We start from the raw sequence: 24161 nt of genomic DNA on the forward strand, positions 1-24161 counted from the left end.
CGGCGTTTGACATCCCGAGGTTGCGAAAATAGCCTCCTCCTTGAAGTGCATCAGCCCTGAAAGGAGTGCCCGATGACCGATGTCCCCTCCAATGCGAAAGGACAGGCGGTCGAGCCGAGCCTCCATCGCGTCATGGGCCCGTGGCTTCTGTTGCTGTTCATCGTCGGCGACATATTGGGCACCGGCATCTATGCGCTGACCGGGCAGGTGGCCAAGCAGGTTGGCGGCGTGGTCTGGCTGCCGTTCCTGATTGCCTTCGTCGTCGCGGTCATCACTGCCTTCAGCTATCTCGAACTGGTCACAAAATACCCGAAGGCGGCCGGTGCCGCTCTCTACGCCCACAAGGCATTCGGCATCCATTTCATCACCTTCATCGTCGCTTTCGCCGTCATGTGCTCGGGCATCACCTCGGCGTCGACGGCCTCGCGCGCCTTCGCTGCCAACATGTCTGGGGCTTTCGATCTCGGCCTGTCCGGCACCTATGGCATCACGCTCATCGGTCTGGCATTCATGGCGATCGTCGCAGCCGTGAATTTCCGCGGCGTCGGCGAAAGTGTCAAAGCCAATGTCGTGCTGACCTGCGTCGAGTTCACCGGCCTGATGATCATCATCGTCATCGGCCTCTGGGCGATCGGCGCCGGTGAGGGCGACGTCTCCCGTATCACTCAGTTCCACTCGGCGCCCGACCGCAGCGCCTTCTGGTCGGTGATCGCGGCGACGACGCTCGCTTTCTTCGCCATGGTCGGCTTCGAGGACTCGGTCAACATGGCCGAGGAGTGCAAGGATCCGACGCGCATCTTCCCGAAGGTGCTGCTGACCGGTTTGCTGATCACCGGCGTGATCTACGTGCTCGTGTCGATCTCGGCGATCACGCTCGTGCCGCCGGAACAACTGGGCGAGGGCGAGACGCCGCTGCTCAAGGTCGTCCAGGCCGGCGCGCCGAACTTCCCGGTCGAGATCTTCGGCTTCATCACCATGTTTGCCGTCGCCAACAGCGCCTTGATCAACATGCTGATGGCGAGCCGTCTGGTCTATGGCATGAGCCGCGAACACGTCTTGCCGGAAGTGCTAGGCAAGGTTCACGCCTCGCGTCGCACGCCCTACATCGCGATCGGCTTCACCACCTTGCTCGCTTTCGCGCTGATCACATTCGTCGGCGAGGTGCCGGCGCTGGGCGGCACAACCGCACTGCTGCTGCTATGCGTCTTCACGGTGGTCAACATCGCGGTGCTGGTGCTGCGCAAGGACAGGGTTGGGCACGATCACTTCCGCACCCCGACGCTGTTGCCGATCCTGGGAGCCGTGGCTTGCGCTTTCTTCGCCGGCCCCTGGACTGGGCGCGACCCTGTTCAATACCAGATCGCCGGTATCCTGATCGGCATTGGTGTCGTGTTGTGGTTCGTCACCGTGCTGGTCAATCGCGCCACTGGCCAAAAGCCTGCCGAACCTGAAATGGCCGACATCGGCGGGGCAGGGCCGGTCAACTGACCTCTCTATATATACATGCGCTGACTCAGAACGGCTCGTTGAAGGTGACGATCGAGACTTCGCCTTCGAGGGCCCCCTGATAGGCGGAGATGTGCGGCTCGTCGTCAGGTTCGCCCTGCATGTCGCCGATCTGATCGAGTTCTGCTTCGGCGTAACCCTCCTTTGCCAGCGCGTCCAGCGCCGAGCGCACGGCGCTGTCGTCGTCGGGCGCCACCAGCATGATGTGGACGCCTTCGGGCTTGCCGCCCTTCTTGCGCCAGACCCGACCGGTGATGATCGTCACGGGCCGTTCGTCGTTGTCGTTCATGGTGATTCCCTGGATCTGGATTCGTTTGCGGGGGATTCGCCCCGGTTTCCCCGATTTTCGCACGAAGGCGGGGTGCAAGACAGGACAAACAGCCTTATAAACTGACTTACAGCCCATGTTGCAGCGCAATATAGTTGCCGCAAGCCCGCCAACCCGCCCGAAGCCCCGGTTTCGTTAAGGTTTTTGGGGGGATGGGCTTGACGGTTCGCGGTCATGCGAGTAGATACCGCGTCGTCTGAGCCGATGTGAGGTTGGCTTTTCCGAAGCGACGTGCTTTGGAGTTCACCTCAAACAGGGTTCGTTTTTTACGAGCGAGAAGACATTTCCGGCGTGCATGAAGCGGATTCGCTTCCTCTGCCTTTGTTCGGGCAAGACCGCAGATCGCGGTTTGTGGCCCGAATTCGCGTATGGATTTCGCGCTTGAAGCCGCCCCGAACGGGCTTAAGACACGGAATTGAGAGACAAGAGGGTTTAATGCCTACCGTCAACCAGCTGATCCGCAAGCCGCGCATTGCGCCGGTGAAGCGCAACAAGGTTCCGGCCATGCAGGCCAACCCGCAGAAGCGTGGCGTCTGCACGCGCGTCTATACGACGACGCCGAAGAAGCCGAACTCCGCTCTGCGTAAGGTCGCGAAGATTCGCCTGACCAATGGCTTTGAAGTGATCGGCTACATCCCGGGCGAAGGCCATAACCTTCAGGAGCACTCCGTGGTCATGATCCGCGGCGGTCGCGTGAAGGACCTTCCGGGCGTTCGCTATCACATCATCCGCGGCGTGCTCGACACGCAGGGCGTGAAGAACCGCAAGCAGCGCCGTTCGAAGTACGGTGCTAAGCGTCCGAAGTAATTCGGCTTCTGCAATTAGGTGCTGCGCGAGGTTCTCCGCGTCATATAGCGCCAGTCAAGTTTGAGAGACAAAAGCTATGTCCCGTCGTCACAGTGCAGATAAGCGCGAAATCAACCCGGATCCCAAGTTCGGCGATCTCGTCGTCACCAAGTTCATGAACGCCGTCATGTATGATGGCAAGAAGTCGATCGCCGAAACGATCGTCTACGGTGCGCTTGACCAGGTTCAGGCCAAGACCAAGCAGGAGCCGGTCACTGTCTTCCATCAGGCGCTCGACAATGTCGCGCCGCACGTGGAAGTGCGTTCGCGTCGCGTCGGCGGCGCCACCTACCAGGTTCCGGTCGATGTGCGCCCCGAGCGCCGTCAGGCACTCGCCATTCGCTGGCTGATCACTGCTGCCCGCAACCGCAACGAGACCACCATGGTCGACCGCCTCTCGGGCGAGCTGATGGACGCGGCGAACAACCGCGGCACCGCCGTCAAGAAGCGTGAAGACACCCACAAGATGGCGGAAGCCAACCGCGCCTTCGCGCACTACCGCTGGTAATAGCGCGTCCGAACGACTGAGAGGCACCTCCCATGGCCCGCGAATACAAGATCGAAGACTACCGCAATTTCGGTATCATGGCGCATATCGACGCCGGCAAGACCACGACCACCGAGCGCATCCTTTATTACACGGGCAAGTCGCACAAGATCGGCGAAGTCCATGACGGCGCTGCCACCATGGACTGGATGGAGCAGGAGCAGGAGCGCGGCATCACCATCACGTCCGCTGCCACCACGACCTTCTGGAAGGGCCGTGACGGCCAGCAGCGCCGCTTCAACATCATCGACACCCCCGGCCACGTCGACTTCACCATCGAAGTCGAGCGTTCGCTGCGCGTTCTCGACGGCGCCATTGCGCTGCTCGATGCCAACGCCGGTGTTGAGCCGCAGACCGAGACCGTGTGGCGTCAGGCGGACAAGTACCACGTCCCGCGCATGATCTTCTGCAACAAGATGGACAAGATCGGCGCCGACTTCTATCGCTCGTACGAGATGATCAAGTCGCGCCTCGGTGCGACCGCCGTTGCCGTTCAGCTGCCGATCGGCGCCGAGTCGGAATTCAAGGGCGTCGTCGACCTGATCGAGATGAATGCGCTCGTCTGGCGCGACGAGAGCCTGGGCGCTGCCTGGGACGTAGTCGAGATCCCGGAAGACCTCAAGGCCAAGGCTGAAGAGTTCCGCGAGAAGATGATCGAGACCGCCGTCGAAATGGACGAGACGGCTCTCGAGAACTACCTCGAAGGCAAAATGCCGACCAACGACGAACTGCGCGCGCTGATCCGCAAGGGCACCATCGCCGTCAAGTTCTTCCCGATGTTCTGCGGTTCGGCCTTCAAGAACAAGGGCGTGCAGCCGCTGCTCGACGGCGTCGTCGACTTCCTGCCGTCCCCGCTCGACGTTCCGGCCATCAAGGGCATCGATGCCAAGACCGAAGCCGAGATCGAGCGTCACGCCGACGACAGCGAGCCGCTGTCGATGCTGGCCTTCAAGATCATGAACGATCCGTTCGTCGGTTCGCTGACCTTCTGCCGCATCTACTCGGGCAAGGTGGTCAAGGGCGCTTCGCTCGAAAACACCGTCAAGGGCAAGAAGGAGCGTCTCGGCCGTATGCTGCAGATGCATTCGAACTCGCGTTCGGACATCGAAGAGGCATATGCCGGCGACATCGTTGCTCTGGCCGGCCTCAAGGAAACGACCACCGGCGACACGCTCTGCGATCCGCTGCACCAGGTCATCCTCGAGCGCATGGAATTCCCCGAGCCGGTCATCCAGATCGCGATCGAGCCGAAGACCAAGGGCGACCAGGAAAAGATGGGCCTCGCGCTCAACCGCCTGGCTGCTGAAGATCCGTCGTTCCGCGTCAAGTCGGACGAAGAGTCGGGCCAGACCATCATCGCCGGCATGGGCGAGCTGCACCTCGACATCATCGTCGACCGCATGCGTCGCGAGTTCAAGGTCGAGGCGAATGTCGGCGCTCCGCAGGTTGCGTATCGTGAGACGATCACCCGCACCCACGAGCAGGACTACACCCACAAGAAGCAGTCGGGTGGTACCGGTCAGTTCGCTCGCGTCAAGCTGGTGTTCGAGCCGAACCCCGAGGGCGAAGACTTCGTCTTCGAATCGAAGATCGTCGGCGGTGCTGTTCCGAAGGAATACATCCCGGGCGTCGACAAGGGCCTCCGCAGCGTCCTGTCGTCGGGTCCGTTCGCTGGCTTCCCGATGATCGGCGTCAAGGCGACGCTCATCGACGGTGCCTACCACGATGTCGACTCGTCGGTTCTCGCCTTCGAAATCGCCGGCCGCGCCTGCCTTCGCGAAGCTGCTCCGAAGCTGGGCGTCCAGCTGCTCGAGCCGATCATGAAGGTCGAAGTCGTCACGCCGGAAGACTATGTCGGCAACGTCATCGGCGACTTGAACAGCCGTCGCGGCCAGATCCAGGGCCAGGAAAGCCGTGGTATCGCCGTGGTCGTCAACGCGATGGTGCCGCTGGCAAACATGTTCAAGTACGTGGACAGCTTGCGTTCGATGTCGCAGGGCCGCGCCCAGTACTCGATGCAGTTCGACCACTACGAGCCGGTTCCGACCGCGGTCGCTCAGGAAGTTCAAAAGAAATACGCGTAATTCCAAGGAATTGCAGCGTTTTATTAATTCAACGCCCTTACTGGGCTAGCAAGAATGGAGACCTCACATGGCAAAAGGTAAATTCGAGCGTAATAAGCCTCATGTGAACATCGGCACGATTGGTCACGTTGACCACGGCAAGACGTCGCTGACTGCTGCGATCACGAAGTATTTCGGCGAGTTCAAGGCCTACGACCAGATCGACGCAGCGCCGGAAGAGAAGGCCCGCGGCATCACGATCTCGACGGCGCACGTCGAGTATGAGACGCCGGCCCGTCACTACGCCCACGTCGACTGCCCCGGCCACGCCGACTACGTCAAGAACATGATCACCGGTGCTGCCCAGATGGACGGCGCGATCCTGGTCGTGTCGGCTGCTGACGGCCCGATGCCGCAGACCCGCGAGCACATCCTGCTCGCCCGTCAGGTCGGTGTTCCCGCCCTGGTGGTGTTCCTGAACAAGGTCGACCTTGTCGACGACGCCGAGCTGCTCGAACTGGTCGAGCTCGAGGTTCGCGAGCTGCTGTCGAAGTACGAATATCCGGGCGACGACATTCCGATGATCAAGGGTTCGGCTGTTGCTGCGCTCAACGATTCGGACAAGAAGATCGGTGAAGACGCGATCCGCGCGCTGATGGAAGCCGTCGACGCCTACATCCCGACGCCGGAGCGTCCGATCGACCGTCCGTTCCTGATGCCGATCGAAGACGTGTTCTCGATCTCGGGCCGTGGCACTGTGGTCACCGGTCGCGTCGAGCGCGGCATCGTCAAGGTTGGCGAAGAAGTCGAGATCGTCGGCATCAAGGCAACCTCGAAGACGACGGTTACCGGCGTTGAAATGTTCCGCAAGCTGCTCGATCAGGGCCAGGCTGGCGACAACATCGGCGCGCTGATCCGCGGCGTTGGCCGTGAAGACGTCGAGCGCGGCCAGGTGCTGTGCAAGCCGGGTTCGGTGAAGCCGCACAAGAAGTTCGTGGCTGAAGCCTACATCCTGACCAAGGAAGAGGGTGGCCGTCACACGCCGTTCTTCACCAACTACCGTCCGCAGTTCTACTTCCGCACGACGGACGTGACCGGCATCGTGTCGCTGCCGGAAGGCACCGAGATGGTCATGCCCGGCGACAACATCACCGTCGACGTCGAGCTCATCGTGCCGATCGCCATGGAAGAGAAGCTCCGCTTCGCTATCCGTGAAGGTGGCCGCACCGTCGGCGCCGGCATCGTCGCTTCGATCAAAGAATAATCCGAATTAACGATCTGTCGCGGGCGGGAATACGCCCGCGCCGCGCCAGAACAAGGAAGTGACCATGAACGGACAGAATATCCGCATCCGCCTCAAGGCGTTTGACCACCGGGTTCTCGACGCTTCGACGCGTGAGATCGTGTCGACCGCGAAGCGCACCGGCGCCAATGTTCGCGGCCCGATCCCGCTGCCGACGCGGATCGAGAAGTTCACGGTGAACCGCTCGCCGCACGTCGACAAGAAGAGCCGCGAGCAGTTCGAAATGCGCACGCACAAGCGTCTGCTGGACATCGTCGACCCGACCCCGCAGACCGTCGATGCTCTGATGAAGCTCGACCTCGCGGCAGGTGTGGACGTCGAAATCAAGCTCTAAGAGCTAACATGAGCCGCGCGAACAGATCCAAACGGCTCCTCTGAAGGAAAACGAACCGATGCGTTCAGGTGTAATTGCACAGAAGGTGGGAATGACCCGCGTCTATAATGACGCTGGCGAACACGTTCCCGTCACCGTTCTCCGCATGGAGAACTGCCAGGTCGTGGCGCAGCTGACCAAAGAGAAGAATGGCTACACTGCCGTTCAGCTCGGCGTTGGCCTGGCCAAGGTCAAGAATACGACGAAGGCGTTGCGCGGTCACTTCGCTGCCGCTTCCGTCGAGCCGAAGTCGAAGGTTGCCGAGTTCCGCGTCTCCGCAGACAACATGCTGGACGTTGGCGCCGAGATCACCGTCGAGCATTTCGTCGTTGGCCAGAAGGTCGACGTGACGGGCACGACCATCGGTAAAGGCTTCCAGGGCGTCATCAAGCGCCACCACTTCGGCGGCGGCCGTGCCACCCACGGCAACTCGCTGTCGCACCGCGTTCACGGTTCGACCGGTCAGCGCCAGGACCCGGGCAAGGTGTTCAAGGGCAAGAAGATGGCCGGCCACATGGGCGACGTTCGCGTCACCACCCAGAACGTGGAGGTCGTCTCGACCGACACCGATCGCGGTCTCATCCTGATCCGCGGCGCGGTTCCGGGTTCTAAGGGTGCATGGATCCTGGTTCGCGACGCCGCAAAGGTTGCGCTTCCTGAGAACGCGCCGAAGCCGGCTGCGATCCGCGCTGCCAGCAACAAGGCTCCGGCCAACGAGGGAGCGGAATAATGGACCTCAAGATTACAACCCTCGCAGGCAAGGATGCCGGCAAGGTTGAGCTCTCGGAAGAGATCTTCGGCCTCGACCCGCGCGAAGACGTTCTCCAGCGCGTCGTGCGCTGGCAGCTCGCCAAGAAGCAGCAGGGCACGCACAAGGCCAAGGGCCGCGCGGAAATCGCGCGCACCGGCGCCAAGATGTACAAGCAGAAGGGTACGGGCCGCGCTCGTCACCATTCGGCACGCGCTCCGCAGTTCCGCGGCGGCGGCAAGGCCCACGGCCCGGTCGTTCGCAGCCACGAGCATGACCTTCCCAAGAAGGTCCGCGCTCTCGGCCTGAAGCACGCCCTGTCGGCCAAGGCCAAGGCATCGAACCTGATCATCGTCGACGAGCTGACGCTCGCCGAGGGCAAGACCAAGGCGCTGATCGCGAACTTCGCGACGCTGGGCCTGACCAATGCCCTGGTGATCGGTGGTGCTGAGCTTGACCTCAACTTCAAGCGCGCAGCGACCAACATCCCGAACATCGATGTCCTGCCGATCCAGGGCATCAACGTTTACGACATTCTGCGCCGCGGCACGCTGGTCCTTTCGAAGGCCGCCGTCGAGGCTCTCGAGGAGCGCTTCAAATGACGGATCTCCGCCACTATGACGTGATCGTCTCGCCGGCGATCACTGAAAAGTCGACCATGGCTTCGGAAAACAACCAGGTCGTCTTCAATGTCGCCAAGAAGGCGAGCAAGCCCGAGATCAAGGCTGCCGTCGAAGCGCTGTTCGGCGTGAAGGTGACTGCTGTGAACACCCTGGTCCGCAAGGGCAAGGTGAAGCGCTTCCGCGGCACGATCGGCCGCCAGAGCGACGTCAAGAAGGCGGTAGTGACGCTGGCCGATGGCCAGTCGATCGACGTCGCGACGGGTCTCTGAGCTGGGCTGAGAGGACAGGACAATGGCACTTAAGAAATTCAAGCCAGTAACGCCGAGCACGCGCCAGCTGGTCATCGTCGACCGCTCGGGTCTGCACAAGGGCAAGCCCGTCAAGGGTCTGACCGAAGGCCTGACCAAGTCGGGCGGTCGTAACAACTACGGCCGCATCACGGCTCGCTTCATCGGCGGCGGTCACAAGCGTTCGTACCGTATCATCGACTTCAAGCGTCGCAAGTTCGACGTCGTCGGCACGGTCGAGCGTCTTGAGTACGATCCGAACCGCACCGCCTTCATCGCACTGATCAAGTACGACGATGGTGAGCTGAGCTACATCATTGCTCCGCAGCGTCTGCAGGCCGGCGACAAGATCATCGCTGGTGAGCAGGTCGACGTGAAGCCGGGCAATGCAATGCCGCTCGCTTCGATGCCGGTCGGCACGATCGTCCACAACATCGAGCTGAAGCCCGGCAAGGGCGGTCAGGTCGCTCGTTCGGCTGGTGCTTACGCCCAGCTCGTCGGCCGCGACCAGGGCATGGCGATCCTTCGCCTCAACTCGGGTGAACAGCGCGTCGTCAGCGGTCTCTGCATTGCCACCGTCGGCGCCGTGTCCAACCCGGACCACGGCAACATCAACGACGGCAAGGCCGGTCGTACGGTCTGGCGTGGCAAGCGTCCGCACAACCGCGGCGTGACCATGAACCCGGTCGACCATCCGCACGGCGGTGGTGAAGGCCGCACCTCGGGCGGACGCCATCCGGTGACCCCGTGGGGCAAGCCCACCAAGGGCAAGAAGACGCGGTCCAACAAGGCGACCGACAAGTTCATCCTGCGCTCGCGCCATCAGCGCAAGAGCTAAGAAGAGGTAACGCCAGTGACTCGTTCAGTCTGGAAAGGCCCGTTCATTGACGGCTATCTGCTCAAGAAGGCAGAGAAGGTTCGTGAAGGCGGTCGCAATGAGGTGATCAAGATGTGGAGCCGTCGCTCCACCGTCCTGCCGCAGTTCGTCGGCCTCACCTTCGGTGTCTACAACGGCCAGAAGCACGTCCCGGTCTCGGTGAACGAGGACATGGTCGGCCACAAGTTCGGTGAGTTCGCTCCCACCAGGACCTACTACGGTCACGGCGCGGACAAGAAGGCAAAGAGGAAGTAACATGGGCAAGGCCAAAGCTCCGCGCAGGCTTGCTGACAACGAGGCACGTGCGGTCCTCCGCACGATCCGGGTCAGCCCGCAGAAGCTCAACCTCGTTGCCGCGCTTATCCGCGGCAAGAAGGTAGCGACCGCGCTTTCGGATCTGGAATTTTCGCGCAAGCGCATCGCCGGAACGGTTAAGAAGACCCTCGAATCGGCTATCGCCAACGCGGAAAACAATCACGACCTCGATGTCGATGCACTGGTGGTGGCGGAAGCCTTTGTCGGTAAGTCGATCGTCATGAAGCGTTTCCACGCTCGTGGCCGTGGTCGCGCCAGCCGCATTGAGAAGCCGTTTTCGCACCTCACGATCGTCGTTCGTGAAGTCGAAGAGAAAGGGGAGGCCGCATAATGGGCCAGAAAATCAATCCAATTGGTCTCCGCCTCGGCATCAACCGCACCTGGGACTCGCGTTGGTACGCAAACACCGGTGAGTACGGCCAGCTGCTCCACGAAGACATCAAGATCCGCAAGTATCTTGAAGCCGAGTTGAAGCAGGCCGCGATCTCCAAGGTCGTGATCGAACGTCCGCACAAGAAGTGCCGCGTGACCATTCACGCAGCACGTCCGGGCCTGATCATTGGCAAGAAGGGCGCCGACATCGAAAAGCTTCGCAAGAAGCTGATGGAGATGACGAAGTCCGAGACGCACCTCAACATCGTCGAGGTTCGCAAGCCGGAGACCGACGCTACGCTGGTCGCACAGTCGATCGCACAGCAGCTAGAGCGCCGCATTGCCTTCCGTCGCGCCATGAAGCGCGCGGTGCAGTCGGCCATGCGTCTCGGCGCAGAGGGCATCCGCATCAACTGCTCGGGCCGTCTCGGCGGCGCTGAAATCGCTCGTATGGAGTGGTACCGCGAAGGTCGCGTTCCGCTGCACACGCTGCGCGCCGACGTCGACTACGGCACTGCCGAGGCAAAGACCGCCTACGGCATCTGCGGCGTCAAGGTGTGGGTGTTCAAGGGCGAGATCCTCGAGCACGATCCGATGGCTTCCGAGCGTCGCGCAACCGAAGGCGAGCATTCGCATGCTGGCGAGCGCCCTGAGCGCCGCCGTCGCGAAAACGCCTGATACGCATAGGAATTTGGAGTTAGAACGATGCTGCAGCCAAAGCGCACAAAGTTCCGTAAGCAGTTCAAGGGCCGCATCCACGGTACCGCGAAGGGTGGCACCAACCTGGATTTCGGCGGCTTCGGACTGAAGGCGCTTGAGCCGAACCGCGTCACCGCGCGTGAGATCGAGGCGGCTCGCCGCGCGATCACCCGCGAAATGAAACGTCAGGGCCGCGTCTGGATCCGTATTTTCCCGGACGTCCCCGTCACGTCGAAGCCGACCGAAGTCCGCATGGGTAAGGGCAAGGGCGCCGTCGACTACTGGGCATGCCGCATCAAGCCAGGTCGCGTGATGTTCGAGATCGATGGTGTCTCTGAGGAAGTGGCGCGTGAAGCGCTGCGTCTCGGCGCCGCCAAGCTCTCGGTCAGGACGCGCTTCGTTCAGCGCATCGCAGAATAAGGAAGGGCTGATCATGAAAGCCTCGGACATCAGGACGAAGACCCAGGACCAGCTCACTGACGAGCTCGCCAGCCTCAAGAAGGAGCAGTTCAACCTGCGCTTCCAGAAGGCGACCGGTCAGCTGGAAAAGACGGCGCGCGTGAAACAAGTTCGTAAGGACATCGCGCGTATCAAGACCATCGCCGCCGAGAAGTCGGCCGGCAAGAAGGCTTAAGGACGAAAACCATGCCAAAGCGCATCCTGCAGGGTACGGTCGTCAGCGACAAGAACGAGAAGACGGTCGTCGTCAAGGTCGAGCGTCGCTTCACGCACCCGGTGATGAAGAAGACCGTGCGTATGTCGAAGAACTACAAGGCGCACGACGAAAACAACGCCCACAAGGTGGGGGATCAGGTGTCTATCCAGGAATCGAAGCCGATTTCCAAGGATAAGCGCTGGGTCGTCATCACCCCGGACCAGGCGTAACAACGAATTTTGGACAAGCCGGGGAGGGCGGTAGCCCATCCCGTTAGAGAAGAAGAAGGCGGCCAGTCATGATTCAGATGCAAACAAACCTCGACGTCGCGGATAATTCCGGCGCCCGTCGTGTCATGTGCATCAAGGTGCTGGGCGGCTCGAAGCGGAAGTATGCTTCTGTTGGCGACATCATCGTGGTGTCGATCAAGGAAGCCATTCCGCGCGGCCGCGTTAAGAAGGGTGACGTGATGAAGGCGGTCGTGGTTCGCACGGCCAAGGACATTCGTCGTCCGGACGGCAGCGTGATCCGTTTCGACAAGAACGCGGCCGTTCTTGTCGATAACAAGAAAGAACCTATCGGCACGCGTATCTTCGGGCCGGTTCCGCGCGAACTCCGCGCCAAGAACCACATGAAGATCATCTCGCTCGCGCCCGAAGTGCTGTAAGGAGCCGGAACAATGCAGAAGATCCGTAAAGGCGACAAGGTTGTCGTTCTGGCCGGCAAGGACAAGGGCCGCACCGGCGAGGTGCTGTCTGTCCAGCCGAAGGAAGACAAGGCAGTTGTCCGCGGCGTGAACATGATCCGCCGCCACCAGAAGCAGTCCCAGACCCAAGAGGGCGGGATCATTACCAAGGAAGCGCCGATCCACCTGTCGAACCTCGCGCTCGTCGACCCCAAGGATGGCAAGCCGACCCGCGTCGGCTTCCAGGTCCAGAAGGACGGCACGAAGGTGCGTGTCGCCAAGCGCTCGGGAGAAGTCATCAATGGCTAAGGCAACCAACGAGCCGCGTCTGAAGAAGGTCTACAACGAGACCATCCGCCAGGCGATGCAGGAACAGTTCAAGTACGACAACGTCATGCAGATTCCGCGCATCGACAAGATCGTGCTCAACATGGGTGTTGGCGAAGCCACCGCGGATTCGAAGAAGCCGTCGGTTGCCGCTGAAGACCTGGCCATGATCGCCGGCCAGAAGCCGGTCATCACCCGCGCCCGCAAGTCGATCGCCGGCTTCAAGGTGCGTGAGCAGATGCCGATCGGCGCCAAGGTGACGCTCCGCCAGGAGCGCATGTACGAGTTTCTGGACCGCCTCGTGAACATCGCATTGCCGCGCGTTCGCGACTTTCGCGGTCTGAACCCGAAAAGCTTTGACGGCCGCGGAAATTACGCTATGGGCCTGAAGGAGCATATCGTGTTCCCCGAGATCAACTACGACAAGGTTGATCAGATGTGGGGTATGGACATCATCGTTTGCACGACCGCCAAGACGGACGAAGAAGCCCGGGCTCTGCTCAAGGCCTTCAACTTCCCCTTCCGGCAGTAACGGCAGCGAGAAAAGGAAAAATCTGAAATGGCAAAGACCAGCTCAGTCGAGAAGAACAATCGGCGCCGCAAGCTTGTGGACCAGTACGCTGCCAAGCGTAAGGCCCTCAAGGACGTCGTCATGGATCAGGCCAAGCCGATCGAGGAACGCTTCCGCGCGCAGCTCAAGCTCGCCGCGCTGCCGCGCAACTCGGCAAAGATCCGTATTCGTAATCGCTGCGAAGTGACCGGCCGCCCGCGCGCCTACTATCGCAAGCTTAAGATGTCGCGTATCGCGCTTCGCGACCTGGGCTCGATCGGGGCGATCCCCGGTCTGGTCAAGTCGAGCTGGTAAGGAGCATTTGACATGTCTTTGAGTGATCCTCTCGGCGATATGCTGACCCGCATCCGCAACGCCTATGGCCGCAAGAAGTCGACCGTGTCGACGCCTGCGTCCAGGCTGCGCGCCCGTGTTCTCGACGTGCTGAAGGCGGAAGGCTACATCCGCGACTACAGCCAGACCGACTTCGAAAACGGCAAGTCCGAGATCGAAATCGAGCTGAAGTACTTCGACGGCCAGCCGGTTATCCGCGAAATCGCCCGCGTCTCCAAGCCGGGCCGCCGCGTCTACGTCTCGTCCAAGTCGATTCCGCCTGTTGCCAATGGCCTCGGCATCTCGATCCTTTCGACCCCGAAGGGCGTGATGGCCGACCACGAAGCGCGCGAACAGAACGTCGGCGGGGAAATCCTCTGCCAGATCTTCTGATCTGCGTAGGCTGAAACAAGAAAGGCACGAGGACTATGTCTCGTATTGGCAAGAAACCCGTTCAGCTTCCGCAGGGCGTTACCGCTTCCGTCGACGGCCAGACCGTCACGGCCAAGGGCCCCAAGGGCGAGCTGAAGTTCGTGGTCAACAACGAAGTTCTGGTCACGATGGAAAACGGCGAAATCGCTGTTCAGCCGCGCGACCAGTCGAAGGACGCGCGCTCCAAGTGGGGCATGTCGCGGACGCAGATCGTCAACATCCTGACGGGTGTTAAGGACGGCTTCGAAAAGAAGCTCGAGATCACCGGCGTCGGTTACCGTGCAGCGCTCCAGGGCAAGAACCTGCAGCTGGCACTTGGCTTCTCGCATGACGTCGTCTATCAGACGCCGGAAGGCATCACCATCACGGTGCCGAAGCCGACCGAAATCGTGGTCAACGGCATCAACAAGCAGCAGGTCGGCCAGGTCGCTGCCGAGATCCGCGAATACCGCGGTCCCGAGCCTTACAAGGGCAAGGGCGTGCGCTAGGCAGGCGAGAAGATCGTCCGCAAAGAAGGCAAGAAGAAGTAACAACAACGCCGCGGTGCGCGGTCGCGGGAAGCAATTGGGCTTACCGCAGATGGCCGCGCCCGTTTCAGAAGGCAAGGAACTGCTACTATGGCTTCGAAAGAATCCACCCTGCGCCGTTCGGCGCGTATCCGCCGCCAGATCAAGAAGGTCGCCAACGGCCGTCCGCGCCTGTCGGTTCACCGCACGTCGAAGAACATCTACGTCCAGGTCATCGACGACGCCAACGGCCGTACGCTCGCTGCCGCTTCAACCCTCGAGAAGGATCTCAAGGGCTCGCTGAAGACCGGCGCCGACACTGCTGCCGCGACCGCGGTTGGCAAGCTGATCGCCGAGCGTGCTTCGAAGGCTGGCGTCAAGGACGTCGTTTTCGATCGTGGCGCCTACATCTATCACGGCCGCGTCAAGGCACTTGCCGAAGCCGCGCGTGAAGGTGGCCTCAACTTCTGATGCAGTCTACGGCGTAGCGCGTGGCGCTGCGCCGCATTACTGAGCAGTTGCAATAAATCCGGCGACGCTATAGACGCCGGATTTGGTTTTTAACCCCCGTGCTTCCGGAAAAAAATAAGGATAGGAATATGGCACAAGAACGTAGGGAAGGTGGTCGCGAGCGTAGCCGTGACCGCGAAGAGCGCGACAGCGAGTTCGTCGATAAGCTCGTCCACATCAACCGCGTCGCCAAGGTCGTCAAGGGCGGCCGGCGTTTCGGTTTTGCAGCACTCGTCGTCGTCGGCGACCAGAAGGGCCGCGTTGGCTTTGGTCACGGCAAGGCGCGCGAAGTGCCGGAAGCGATCCGCAAGGCAACCGAATCGGCAAAGCGCGACATGATCTTCGTGCCGCTCCGCTCGGGTCGTACGCTACACCACGATGTTGAAGGCCGTTGGGGCGCAGGTCGCGTTCTGCTCCGCTCTGCCAAGCAGGGTACCGGCATCATCGCCGGCGGTCCGATGCGCGCTGTCTTCGAGACGCTCGGCATGCACGACGTCGTCGCCAAGTCGATGGGTTCGTCGAACCCGTACAACATGGTTCGTGCGACCTTCGATGCGCTGAAGAGCCAGATGCATCCGAAGGATGTGGCTGCACAGCGCGGCATCAAGTACTCGACGCTTCAGGCCCGCCGCGGCACCGCCGTAGCGGCTGAAGAATAGTCGCTCGAGCTGACCAGGGACAATGACCATGGCCAAGAAAGCAACCAAGACCATCACCGTCGAGCAGATCGGCAGCCCGATCCGTCGTCCGAAGGAACAGCGTGCAACGCTGGTCGGCCTCGGCCTCAACAAGATGCATCGCAAGCGCACGCTGGAGGATACTCCTTCGGTGCGTGGCATGATCGCAGCTGTCCAGCACCTCGTCCGCGTTGTGGACGAGGCGTAAGCCGAGCGCAGGAGATAGAAGATGAAACTCAACGATCTGCGTGACAACGCCGGCGCGACCCACTCCAAGAAGCGTCTTGGCCGTGGTATCGGCTCCGGCTCCGGCAAGACCGGCGGCCGCGGCGTGAAGGGCCAGAAGGCTCGCTCGGGCGTCGCGATCAACGGCTTCGAGGGTGGCCAGATGCCGCTCTACCGTCGCCTGCCGAAGCGCGGCTTCACCAACATCTTTGCAAAGAGCTTCGTCACCGTTTCGCTGGCCCGCATCCAGGCCGCGATCGATGCCAAGAAGCTCGACGCAAAGGAGGCCGTGACCGGTGAGGCGCTCGTCAAGGCCGGCGTGATTCGCCGCGTCAAGGACGGCGTCCGCATCCTCGGCGACGGCGAACTCAAGGCCAAGGTGGCCTTTGATGTTGCCGGCGCTTCCAAGCCGGCGATCGAGAAGATCGAAAAGGCTGGAGGATCGGTGAAGCTGCCTGAAGTGGCAGCCGCCGAGTAAAAGGCTTTGCAAAGTAAGCGGCGGTAGAGATACCGCCGCTTGCATGTTTGCCTCCCGGAGCCTATCTCGTGGCTTCGGTGACACGCGCCGCGCCCATCGCGGCATTTCGGCGTGACCAAGCGGAGTACCCTGAATGGCATCGGCTGCTGAACAACTAGCATCCAATCTGAATTTCGCAGCCTTCGCCAAGGCCGAAGACCTCAAGAAGCGTATCTGGTTCACGCTTGGCGCGCTTTTGGTCTACCGCCTCGGTACCTACATTCCGCTTCCGGGAATCAACCCCGACGCATTTGCGCAGGCTTTCACCCAGCAGAGCCGCGGCGTGCTCGGCATCTTCAACATGTTTGCCGGTGGTGCTGTCGAGCGCATGGCGCTCTTTGCGCTCGGCATCATGCCCTACATCTCCGCTTCCATCATCATGCAGCTCATGACGTCCGTCGTGCCGTCGCTTGAAGCGCTGAAGAAGGAAGGCGAGCAGGGCCGCAAGATCATCAACCAGTACACCCGCTACGGCACCGTGCTGCTGGCGGTCGTCCAGGCTTATGGTATTTCCGCCGGCCTCGAGGGCGGCAACGGCATCGTTACCGATCCGGGCATGTTCTTCCGTGCCTCGACGGTCATCACGCTTGTCGGCGGCACAATGTTCCTGATGTGGCTCGGCGAGCAGATCACCGCGCGCGGCATCGGCAACGGCATTTCACTGATCATCTTCGCCGGCATCGTCGCAGGCCTGCCGAGCGCCATCAGCGGCACGCTGGAACTCGGCCGCACCGGTGCTCTGTCGACCGGCCTGATTCTCGCGATCATCGTTCTGGCGATCGTCGTCATTGCCCTGATCGTCTTCTTCGAGCGTGCGCAGCGTCGCCTTTTGATCCAGTATCCGAAGCGCCAGGTCGGCAATCGGATGTTCCAGGGCGATACGTCGCACCTGCCGCTGAAGCTGAACACCGCAGGCGTTATTCCTCCGATCTTCGCCTCGTCGCTGCTGCTGTTGCCGGCGACCGTCGCGGGCTTCTCGAACACCGCAACGCTGCCCGGCTGGGTGAGCACTGTCATGGCCGCTCTCGGCCATGGTCAGCCGCTCTACATGCTGCTCTACGCCGCGATGATCGTCTTTTTTGCCTTCTTCTACACGGCAATCGTCTTCAATCCGAAGGACACTGCCGACCAGCTGAAGAAGCATTCGGGCTTCATCCCCGGCTATCGCCCCGGCGAACGAACGGCGGAATATATCGACTACGTGCTGACCCGCGTCACCGTCATCGGCGCTGCCTACCTGGTCGTCATCTGCTTGATGCCCGAGTTCCTGATTTCGGCAACCGGCGTTCCGTTCTACCTTGGTGGTACTTCGCTTCTGATCGTGGTCAATGTAACCCTTGATACCGTGGCGCAGATTCAGGGTCACCTGATCGCCCACCAGTACGAGGGGCTGATCAAGAAGTCGAAGCTCCGTGGAGGTAAGAGGGGAAGATGAAGCTTATTTTGCTGGGACCGCCCGGGGCGGGGAAGGGCACTCAGGCGCAGAGGCTGGTTGAAAAGCACGGTATCCCGCAGCTTTCCACTGGTGACATGTTGCGGGCCGCAGTGAAGGCCGAGACGGAAGTTGGCAAGCGCGCAAAGGCCGTCATGGACGCCGGCGAGCTGGTTTCGGACGAGATCGTCAATGCCATCGTCGCCGAGCGAATCGACCAGGACGACTGCGCCAAGGGTTTCATCCTCGACGGTTACCCGCGCACGCTGGCGCAGGCCGATGCAGTCGCTGACATGCTGGCCGAACGCGGCCTGCATCTCGACGTGGTGATCGAGCTCGTCGTCGACGACAAGGCACTCGTTGGCCGGATTCTGAAGCGCGCCGAGGAAGCACAGGCTGCTGGCCAACCGGTTCGCAAGGACGACAATGCCGAGGTGTTCGAAGAACGCTTGCGCGAGTACTACAAGAAGACGGCGCCGCTGATCGGCTACTACTATGCCAACGACCTGCTCAAGCAGGTCGACGGAATGGCCGACATGGACGACGTTACCGCGCAGATTGAAGCTATCATCGCAGCGGTCACGCACTAAAAACAGCCGTCGTGCTTGACTGACGGGCCGTACTGGCGTATGGCGGCCCGTCTTCCATTCAGGCATGACGGTGTTTGCCCGTTAGGGCGCATAGTCATATTGATACGGAAAACCCGCATGGGCCGGCCTCCACCGGACGCGGGGCAACTTGAAGCGCCGGCACAGTCCGGCCCAAATGGAGTGAGAAAATGGCTCGTATAGCCGGCGTTAACATCCCGACCAACAAGCGCGTTGTGATTGCGCTTCAGTACATTCACGGCATTGGCAAGAAGTTCGCCCAGGAGATCGTCGAGAAGGTCGGCATCCCGGCTGAGCGCCGCGTCAACCAGCTGACCGATGCTGAAGTCCTGTCGATCCGCGAGACCATCGACCGCGACTACCAGGTCGAAGGCGATCTGCGCCGCGAAGTTTCGATCAACATCAAGCGCCTGATGGACCTCGGCTGCTACCGCGGCCTGCGTCACCGCCGGTCGCTTCCGGTCCGCGGCCAGCGCACGCATACCAATGCGCGCACCCGCAAGGGCCCGGCCAAGGCAATTGCCGGTAAGAAGAAGTAATTTCGTTCCCGGCGGGTTTCGGCCCGCCGGTTTCGCCTTTTATGGGCGGGTGTTCGGCCTGACACCTTAAAAGCAGGCTGGTGTAGCCGCTGGTATTACGGCGGTGAAGAGATCAACTGAAAGGACTACCATGGCTAAGGAAGCCGCTCGCGTTCGTCGTCGCGAACGCAAGAACATCTCGTCGGGCGTCGCCCACGTGAATTCGACCTTCAACAACACCATGATCACCATCTCCGATGCCCAGGGCAACACGATTGCCTGGTCGTCGGCCGGTGCACAGGGTTTCAAGGGTTCGCGCAAGTCGACCCCGTTCGCTGCCCAGATGGCTGCCGAAGACTGCGCCAAGAAGGCCCAGGAACATGGCATGCGTATGCTCGAGGTCGAAGTCTGCGGTCCGGGTTCGGGTCGTGAATCGGCGCTGCGCGCGCTCCAGGCTGCGGGTTTCACCATCACGTCGATCCGCGACGTGACGCCGATCCCGCACAACGGCTGCCGCCCGCGCAAGAAGCGTCGCGTCTAATATTTCACCCCGTGCGAGCGCCTTGGGCGCTCGTTACGGTTTCCAGGTCGCCCGCCACGATTGGATGGTGGCGGGGCAACGGAAGGAAGCGAATATGATCCAGAAAAACTGGCAGGAACTGATCAAGCCAAACAAGATCGAGTTCTCGTCCAAGAAGAAGACGCTGACCACGCTCGTCGCCGAACCGCTCGAGCGTGGCTTCGGCCTGACGCTGGGCAACGCGCTCCGTCGCGTGCTGTTGTCGTCGCTTCGCGGCGCTGCCGTCACTGCCGTCCAGATCGACGGCGTGCTGCATGAGTTCTCGTCCATCGGCGGCGTTCGTGAGGACGTCACCGATATCGTGCTCAACATCAAGGAAATCGCCATCCGCATGGAAGGCGACGGCCCGAAGCGCATGGTCGTTCGCAAGCAGGGCCCCGGTGCCGTGCTCGCCGGCGACATCCAGACGGTCGGCGACGTCGAGATCCTGAACCCCGACCACGTCATCTGCACGCTCGACGAGGGTGCGGAGATCCGTATGGAGTTCACCGTCGACACCGGCAAGGGCTACGTCCCGGCTGAACGCAACCGCGCAGAAGATGCTCCGATCGGCCTCATCCCGGTCGACAGCCTCTACTCGCCGGTCAAGAAGGTTTCGTACAAGGTCGAGAACACCCGCGAGGGCCAGGTTCTGGACTACGACAAGCTGACCATGACCATTGAGACCGACGGTTCGATCACCGGTGAGGACGCGGTGGCTTTCGCTGCTCGCATCCTACAGGACCAGCTCGCTCTGTTCGTCAACTTCGACGAGCCGCAGAAGGAAGTTGCAGCCGAGGCCGTTACCGAGCTTGCCTTCAATCCGGCGCTGCTCAAGAAGGTCGACGAACTGGAGCTTTCGGTCCGTTCGGCCAACTGTCTGAAGAACGACAACATCGTTTACATCGGCGACCTGATCCAGAAGACGGAAGCAGAAATGCTGCGTACTCCGAATTTCGGCCGCAAGTCGCTCAACGAGATCAAGGAAGTTCTGGCCGCGATGGGCCTGCACCTCGGTATGGAAGTGCAGGACTGGCCGCCGGAAAACATCGAAGACCTCGCCAAGCGATACGAAGACCAGTACTAAGACGACTTAGTCGAGCAAGGTTCCTAGGACCGGATATTCCGGTCCGACGGCCTTGCGGAAAACCATCAGAGGCCGTGGCCTCTTGAACAAGTGAAGAAGGAAAAGAGCCATGCGCCACGGTTTCAAAGGCCGTCGCTTCGCCCGCAGCGTAAGCCACCGCAAGTCCATGTTCGCCAACCTCTCGGTCTCGCTGATCGAGCACGAGCAGATCGTGACCACGCTCGAAAAGGCGAAGGACCTGCGTCCGATCGTCGAGAAGCTGGTGACGCTCGGCAAGCGCGGCGACCTGCATGCCCGCCGCCAGGTGATCGCCCAGATCGGCAACGAAAACGTCGTGAAGCGTCTGTTCGACGTCGTCGCGCCGCGTTACGCCACCCGCAACGGCGGCTACCTGCGCATCATGAAGGCTGGCTTCCGCCGCGGTGACAACGCCGCCATGGCAGTCATCGAGTTCGTCGATCGCGACACCTCCGCCAAGGGCGCCGGCGACCGCGTTCGCCTCGAAGCCGAAGCTGCCAACGAAGCTGAAGCTGCATAAGCAGCCCGCATCGTTGTTTTGAACCGAAGGGGCCCTCGCGGCCCCTTTTGTTTTGGGCGACCGCCAGAAAAGGCTGCAGCGGTTGTTCCGCATCCCGCGCCAACTATGCGGAAATAAGCGCTTTCGCGCGCATACAGCCTTTCAATTTGCACAATCGTCGCGACAATGGCGCCGACTAGACGTTGGAGGATTCGCAATGCGTGCGAAACGTTATTTGCTGCTTGCGCTGGGTGCCTGGATGGCCGTTGCAGGTGGTGTATCGGCCCAGGAGGCCACCAAGCCCGCCGAGGATCCCGGCCTGTCGGATGTGCTGACGGACCTTTTGAACGGCGGCAAGGATGGCACGGCCACGCCCGGCCCCGACCGTCGCGTGCCCTTCGGCCGCGAGGAGATGCAGCTTTCCTTCGCGCCGCTGGTCAAGGATACGTCTGCCGCAGTGGTCAACGTCTATGCTTCCAAGCAGGTGAAGGCACGCTCGCCCTTTGAGGGCGATCCATTCTTCGAGCAATTCTTCGGCCGTGGCGCGCCGCGCAATCGCTCCTCGCTCGGTTCCGGGGTACTGGTCGATGCGAGCGGCATCGTCGTCACCAACAATCACGTCGTCCAGGACGCCGACCAGGTGAAGGTCGCTCTGTCGGATGGCCGTGAATTCACTTCAAAAGTTCTGCTCAAGGACGACTCGCTCGACCTTGCCGTGCTGAAGATCGATTCCGACAAGCCGTTTCCGACGATCGCCATCGGCGATTCCGACGCGCTACAGGTTGGCGATCTCGTTCTTGCCATCGGCAATCCCTTCGGCGTTGGCCAGACCACGACCAGCGGCATCGTCTCGGCACTGGCCCGCACGCATATCGGCGTCTCCGATTCCGGCTTCTTCATCCAGACCGACGCCGCCATCAATCCGGGCAATTCCGGTGGCGCGCTGATCAATATGGGCGGCCAGTTGATCGGCATCAACACGGCGATCTTCAGCCGCACCGGCGGCTCGATCGGCATCGGCTTCGCCATTCCCTCCAATATGGTGCGCGCCTTCACCGAGGCGGCCAAGGGCGGCGCGGAGTTCTTCGAACGGCCGTTCATTGGTGCCTCGTTCGAGCCGGTGACGCCACAGATCGCAGAATCGCTCGGCATGGACCATCCTTCCGGCGCGCTGATTTCGTCCGTCGACGAAAACGGTCCGGCGGCACGCGCCGGCCTCAAGCCCGGCGATGTCGTTCTGTCGTTCAACGGAGCCGCCATCGAGCATATGGAAGCGCTCGACTATCGCCTGTCGACCCAGCCGATCGGCGGCAAGGCGACGCTGTCGGTTCTGACCAAGGGCGAGGAAAAGGCCGTTGAAGTGGCGCTCGAGCGCGCGCCGGAAGGCGCCAGCACGAACGAGGTGTTGCTGGGCGGCCGCAGCCCGTTTGCCGGCGCCAAGGTCGCCGTGCTGTCGCCGCGCCTGGCTCAGCGCCTGCGCGTTGCGACCGACACCAAAGGCGTCGTGATTGTCGGCGTTGACGGCGGCTCGGCGGCCGCCGGTTTCGGCTTCCAGGCCGGCGACATCGTGCGCGAGCTCAACGGTGAAACGATCGACACCGCAGAGAAGCTCAAGCTGCTTTCCGAAGAGGATACACGCTGGTGGCGCTTCACCGTCGAGCGCGACGGCCGCATCATGCGGCAGATGCTGCGCTACTGAGCGTTTGACCATGCTCGAACTGGACGTGGCACATAACTGGATCGTGGGGAGGGCCACCGCATGAGCTCTCTCTTCGACGAGGTCGTGCCGCGCCCGCTTGCCGAGACATTGCGTCCGCAAAGCCTCAGCGAGGTCATCGGTCAGGACCATATCCTCGGTCCCGACGGTCCGATCGGCCGCATGGTCAAGTCGAAAAAGGCATCGTCCTTCATCCTCTGGGGGCCGCCAGGCGTCGGCAAGACGACGATTGCCCGGCTGGTCGCCAAGGAAATCGGTCTCGATTTTGTTCAGCTCTCAGCGGTTCTCTCTGGTGTCGCCGACCTCAGGAAGGTCGTGGACGCTGCCAGGCAGCTGCGCAGCGGGGCAGGGCGCCAGACGGTGGTGTTCGTTGATGAGCTCCACCGCTTCAACAGAACCACCCAGGACGCGCTGCTGCCGCATGTCGAGGACGGCACCATCGTGCTGATCGGTGCGACGACGGAGAACCCGAGCTTCAGCCTTGTTGCGGCTCTGCTGTCGCGTGCCAAGGTCTACACGCTCAAACGTTTCGAGAAGCCTGACCTTGCCATCCTGGCCGAGCGGGCCGAGGCGCATGCCGGCAGGAAGCTGCCGCTGGACGCTGACGCGCGTGATACACTTCTAACCATGGCGGATGGCGATGGGCGCTACCTGATCGGGCTCTGCGAGGAGCTGCTCGCGCTGCCTCCAGGCGTGGTGCTCGATGTCGGCGGCCTCGCCGAGACGGTGCAGAAGCGTGCTCCGGTCTACGACAAGGGGCAGGAAGAGCACTACAACATGCTCAGCTGCTTCCATAAAAGCCTGCGCGGCAGCGACGTGCAGGCGTCGCTCTACTGGGCAGCGCGCATGGTTGTCGGCGGCGAATCTCCGGCGACGATCTTCCGCCGCCTGGCTTGCGCCGCATCCGAAGACGTCGGCATGGCCGACCCGCAGGCGATGCCGCAGGTCATCGCTGCCTGGACGGCGTTCGAGCGGGTAGGGTGGCCGGAAGGGCGCCTGTTCATGGCCCAGGCGATCACCTATGTAGCGACGGCGCCCAAGTCGAACGCGTCCTATATGGGTTTCAACCAGGCGATTGCCATGGCCCAGCAGACTGGTTCTCTGGCGCCACCAAAGCACATCCTCAACGCCCCGACCAAGCTGATGAAGGAACTCGGCTACCACGAGGGCTACAAGTACGACCACGATTATCCCGACGCGTTTTCGGGCCAGGAATTCATGCCAGATGAGCTTGCCGGCGCCAACCGTCCGGAATTCTACGCGCCCAATGAACGCGGCTTTGAACGCGACATCAAAAAACGCCTCGAATTTTGGGCACGCAACAAGGCCAACCGCAGCCACTCCGACGACTAGTCGCCGGCGATGTCGTCCGTTGCACATTTGCCCGGACGCGAGCTCGGTCCATGACCAATTTCTGCC

35 protein-coding genes are annotated in these 24161 nt (G+C 61.6%); 34 read left to right on the plus strand and 1 reads right to left on the minus strand.

The window, feature by feature from the left end; translation table 11 throughout:
* The first annotated feature begins 72 nt into the window (after positions 1-72).
* Entirely contained in the window at positions 73-1488 is a 1416-nt protein-coding gene (locus IG197_RS00775) for an APC family permease (protein ID WP_192316352.1), read from the plus strand.
* A gap of 25 nt (positions 1489-1513) precedes the next feature.
* On the opposite strand, the gene IG197_RS00780 is transcribed toward IG197_RS00775, so the two are convergent.
* Positions 1514-1795, minus strand: a complete 282-nt coding sequence (locus IG197_RS00780) for a transcriptional regulator (RefSeq protein ID WP_115732109.1) — start codon at positions 1793-1795, stop codon at positions 1514-1516.
* A gap of 474 nt (positions 1796-2269) precedes the next feature.
* Here IG197_RS00780 and rpsL point away from each other — a divergent pair, with 474 nt between their 5' ends.
* From rpsL to IG197_RS00945, 33 genes are all read left to right on the plus strand, one after another.
* Positions 2270-2641 (plus strand): 30S ribosomal protein S12, encoded by a 372-nt coding sequence (gene rpsL, locus IG197_RS00785; protein WP_008837709.1) that lies wholly within the window; start codon positions 2270-2272, stop codon positions 2639-2641.
* A gap of 76 nt (positions 2642-2717) precedes the next feature.
* The gene (gene rpsG / locus IG197_RS00790; RefSeq protein WP_067961877.1) at positions 2718-3188 is read left to right on the plus strand and encodes a 30S ribosomal protein S7; all 471 of its coding nucleotides are present in this window, start codon (positions 2718-2720) and stop codon (positions 3186-3188) included.
* Between the two features lie 32 nt (positions 3189-3220).
* The gene (gene fusA / locus IG197_RS00795) at positions 3221-5311 is read left to right on the plus strand and encodes an elongation factor G (RefSeq protein ID WP_067961879.1); all 2091 of its coding nucleotides are present in this window, start codon (positions 3221-3223) and stop codon (positions 5309-5311) included.
* A gap of 67 nt (positions 5312-5378) precedes the next feature.
* Positions 5379-6554 (plus strand): elongation factor Tu, encoded by a 1176-nt coding sequence (gene tuf, locus IG197_RS00800; protein ID WP_067961853.1) that lies wholly within the window; start codon positions 5379-5381, stop codon positions 6552-6554.
* A 64-nt stretch (positions 6555-6618) separates the two neighbouring features.
* Positions 6619-6927 carry a 30S ribosomal protein S10 gene (gene rpsJ, locus IG197_RS00805; protein WP_006205468.1) on the plus strand — a complete coding sequence of 103 codons (309 nt, stop codon included), beginning with the start codon at positions 6619-6621 and terminating at the stop codon, positions 6925-6927.
* Positions 6928-6985: 58 nt separating this feature from the next.
* Positions 6986-7696 (plus strand): 50S ribosomal protein L3, encoded by a 711-nt coding sequence (rplC, locus tag IG197_RS00810; protein ID WP_067961881.1) that lies wholly within the window; start codon positions 6986-6988, stop codon positions 7694-7696.
* A complete protein-coding gene (gene rplD / locus IG197_RS00815) occupies positions 7696-8316 on the plus strand; it encodes a 50S ribosomal protein L4 (protein ID WP_055976408.1) in 621 nt (206 codons plus the stop codon). The genes rplC and rplD overlap by 1 nt, the downstream gene beginning before the upstream one ends.
* Positions 8313-8606, plus strand: a complete 294-nt coding sequence (locus IG197_RS00820) for a 50S ribosomal protein L23 (protein ID WP_067961884.1) — start codon at positions 8313-8315, stop codon at positions 8604-8606. Before rplD ends, IG197_RS00820 begins: the two co-directional genes overlap by 4 nt.
* A gap of 22 nt (positions 8607-8628) precedes the next feature.
* On the plus strand, positions 8629-9462 hold the full coding sequence (gene rplB, locus IG197_RS00825) for a 50S ribosomal protein L2 (protein WP_055976411.1): 834 nt from the start codon (positions 8629-8631) through the stop codon (positions 9460-9462).
* A gap of 15 nt (positions 9463-9477) precedes the next feature.
* Positions 9478-9756 carry a 30S ribosomal protein S19 gene (gene rpsS, locus IG197_RS00830; protein ID WP_055976414.1) on the plus strand — a complete coding sequence of 93 codons (279 nt, stop codon included), beginning with the start codon at positions 9478-9480 and terminating at the stop codon, positions 9754-9756.
* 1 nt (position 9757) lies between these two features.
* Positions 9758-10147 (plus strand): 50S ribosomal protein L22, encoded by a 390-nt coding sequence (gene rplV, locus IG197_RS00835; RefSeq protein WP_055976417.1) that lies wholly within the window; start codon positions 9758-9760, stop codon positions 10145-10147.
* Complete coding sequence (gene rpsC / locus IG197_RS00840; protein WP_067961888.1) at positions 10147-10866, plus strand: 30S ribosomal protein S3; 720 nt, start codon at positions 10147-10149, stop codon at positions 10864-10866. Before rplV ends, rpsC begins: the two co-directional genes overlap by 1 nt.
* 27 nt (positions 10867-10893) lie before the next feature.
* Positions 10894-11307, plus strand: coding sequence for a 50S ribosomal protein L16 (rplP, locus tag IG197_RS00845; RefSeq protein ID WP_055976423.1), 414 nt, complete (start codon positions 10894-10896; stop codon positions 11305-11307).
* A 13-nt stretch (positions 11308-11320) separates the two neighbouring features.
* On the plus strand, positions 11321-11521 hold the full coding sequence (rpmC, locus tag IG197_RS00850; RefSeq protein ID WP_018427849.1) for a 50S ribosomal protein L29: 201 nt from the start codon (positions 11321-11323) through the stop codon (positions 11519-11521).
* Between the two features lie 11 nt (positions 11522-11532).
* A complete protein-coding gene (gene rpsQ, locus IG197_RS00855; protein ID WP_055976426.1) occupies positions 11533-11772 on the plus strand; it encodes a 30S ribosomal protein S17 in 240 nt (79 codons plus the stop codon).
* Positions 11773-11840: 68 nt separating this feature from the next.
* Complete coding sequence (gene rplN / locus IG197_RS00860) at positions 11841-12209, plus strand: 50S ribosomal protein L14 (RefSeq protein WP_006205457.1); 369 nt, start codon at positions 11841-11843, stop codon at positions 12207-12209.
* A gap of 12 nt (positions 12210-12221) precedes the next feature.
* The gene (gene rplX, locus IG197_RS00865) at positions 12222-12536 is read left to right on the plus strand and encodes a 50S ribosomal protein L24 (protein WP_067961890.1); all 315 of its coding nucleotides are present in this window, start codon (positions 12222-12224) and stop codon (positions 12534-12536) included.
* Entirely contained in the window at positions 12529-13086 is a 558-nt protein-coding gene (gene rplE / locus IG197_RS00870) for a 50S ribosomal protein L5 (protein WP_067961892.1), read from the plus strand. The genes rplX and rplE overlap by 8 nt, the downstream gene beginning before the upstream one ends.
* Positions 13087-13113: 27 nt before the next feature.
* The gene (gene rpsN, locus IG197_RS00875) at positions 13114-13419 is read left to right on the plus strand and encodes a 30S ribosomal protein S14 (RefSeq protein WP_067961894.1); all 306 of its coding nucleotides are present in this window, start codon (positions 13114-13116) and stop codon (positions 13417-13419) included.
* A 12-nt stretch (positions 13420-13431) separates the two neighbouring features.
* Positions 13432-13830, plus strand: a complete 399-nt coding sequence (rpsH, locus tag IG197_RS00880) for a 30S ribosomal protein S8 (protein WP_067961896.1) — start codon at positions 13432-13434, stop codon at positions 13828-13830.
* A gap of 35 nt (positions 13831-13865) precedes the next feature.
* Complete coding sequence (gene rplF / locus IG197_RS00885) at positions 13866-14357, plus strand: 50S ribosomal protein L6 (protein ID WP_192316354.1); 492 nt, start codon at positions 13866-13868, stop codon at positions 14355-14357.
* A 129-nt stretch (positions 14358-14486) separates the two neighbouring features.
* Positions 14487-14846 (plus strand): 50S ribosomal protein L18, encoded by a 360-nt coding sequence (gene rplR / locus IG197_RS00890; protein WP_192316356.1) that lies wholly within the window; start codon positions 14487-14489, stop codon positions 14844-14846.
* 128 nt (positions 14847-14974) lie between these two features.
* Positions 14975-15544, plus strand: coding sequence for a 30S ribosomal protein S5 (rpsE, locus tag IG197_RS00895; RefSeq protein ID WP_109577154.1), 570 nt, complete (start codon positions 14975-14977; stop codon positions 15542-15544).
* A 28-nt stretch (positions 15545-15572) separates the two neighbouring features.
* A complete protein-coding gene (rpmD, locus tag IG197_RS00900; RefSeq protein ID WP_067961904.1) occupies positions 15573-15770 on the plus strand; it encodes a 50S ribosomal protein L30 in 198 nt (65 codons plus the stop codon).
* A 21-nt stretch (positions 15771-15791) separates the two neighbouring features.
* Positions 15792-16265, plus strand: a complete 474-nt coding sequence (gene rplO, locus IG197_RS00905) for a 50S ribosomal protein L15 (RefSeq protein WP_192316358.1) — start codon at positions 15792-15794, stop codon at positions 16263-16265.
* A 133-nt stretch (positions 16266-16398) separates the two neighbouring features.
* Positions 16399-17739, plus strand: a complete 1341-nt coding sequence (gene secY, locus IG197_RS00910; protein ID WP_067961908.1) for a preprotein translocase subunit SecY — start codon at positions 16399-16401, stop codon at positions 17737-17739.
* Positions 17736-18326, plus strand: a complete 591-nt coding sequence (locus IG197_RS00915) for an adenylate kinase (RefSeq protein ID WP_192316360.1) — start codon at positions 17736-17738, stop codon at positions 18324-18326. The genes secY and IG197_RS00915 overlap by 4 nt, the downstream gene beginning before the upstream one ends.
* A 188-nt stretch (positions 18327-18514) precedes the next feature.
* The gene (rpsM, locus tag IG197_RS00920) at positions 18515-18883 is read left to right on the plus strand and encodes a 30S ribosomal protein S13 (protein ID WP_055976458.1); all 369 of its coding nucleotides are present in this window, start codon (positions 18515-18517) and stop codon (positions 18881-18883) included.
* A gap of 130 nt (positions 18884-19013) precedes the next feature.
* Positions 19014-19403, plus strand: coding sequence for a 30S ribosomal protein S11 (rpsK, locus tag IG197_RS00925; RefSeq protein ID WP_055976460.1), 390 nt, complete (start codon positions 19014-19016; stop codon positions 19401-19403).
* Between the two features lie 94 nt (positions 19404-19497).
* Entirely contained in the window at positions 19498-20508 is a 1011-nt protein-coding gene (locus IG197_RS00930) for a DNA-directed RNA polymerase subunit alpha (protein ID WP_055976463.1), read from the plus strand.
* A gap of 109 nt (positions 20509-20617) precedes the next feature.
* Entirely contained in the window at positions 20618-21046 is a 429-nt protein-coding gene (gene rplQ / locus IG197_RS00935) for a 50S ribosomal protein L17 (protein WP_067961913.1), read from the plus strand.
* A gap of 196 nt (positions 21047-21242) precedes the next feature.
* Positions 21243-22724 (plus strand): DegQ family serine endoprotease, encoded by a 1482-nt coding sequence (locus IG197_RS00940; RefSeq protein ID WP_192316362.1) that lies wholly within the window; start codon positions 21243-21245, stop codon positions 22722-22724.
* Positions 22725-22784: 60 nt separating this feature from the next.
* A complete protein-coding gene (locus tag IG197_RS00945; RefSeq protein ID WP_192316364.1) occupies positions 22785-24095 on the plus strand; it encodes a replication-associated recombination protein A in 1311 nt (436 codons plus the stop codon).
* Positions 24096-24161 lie beyond the last annotated feature (66 nt).

Origin of the sequence: Aminobacter sp. SR38 (genome assembly GCF_014843375.1) — a bacterium.
Lineage (GTDB): Bacteria > Pseudomonadota > Alphaproteobacteria > Rhizobiales > Rhizobiaceae > Aminobacter > Aminobacter ciceronei.